We start from the raw sequence: 440 nt of genomic DNA, 5'->3' as shown, positions 1-440 counted from the left end.
ATCAACATGCTAATCACAGATAGCGGAATTCCTCAGACTTACGTCGACCAGCTCACTGATCTTGGTGTTGATGTGCGAATAGTGGATTAACTCAGCTTTCCAACTTCCTACCTTTTAGCCAAATCAGTGCTACAAGAACGAATAGAACCAGCCTGAACGAGGCTGGTTTTGCATTTCGCTAACCACAAAAATATCAGCAGATAATCCAGTTTGTGATCTCACGCAGGCTGGGCTTCGAAACTCCACCAATCGAGTCAGTTTCTCACTCTCTTTCACTTGTTAAATTGCGAAAGTCAGCCTTTATGGCTCTTTCAATGCGTAATCCTCAATCATAAGTGAAAGTAAATACTTTCACTTATCCTAAAGTGAAAGGTTTTTTAGCCTGAAATCGAAAGCTAATTGGCTGTGATCTAGGTTTCACTTTTTTATTATTTGTCCTG

Annotated in this window: 1 pseudogene; it reads left to right on the top strand. The window is 40.5% G+C overall.

Annotated features, from left to right (window positions below):
• Positions 1-90: pseudogene (locus tag AB4653_RS29135) on the top strand (DeoR family transcriptional regulator); the annotation flags it as partial.
• Between the last annotated feature and the right edge of the window lie 350 nt (positions 91-440).

This window comes from Vibrio sp. 10N.222.48.A3 (assembly GCF_041475345.1).
Classification (GTDB): domain Bacteria; phylum Pseudomonadota; class Gammaproteobacteria; order Enterobacterales; family Vibrionaceae; genus Vibrio; species Vibrio tasmaniensis_A.
Note: the sequence above shows the minus strand (reverse complement) of the source record. Positions and strands in the feature narration are given on the sequence as shown.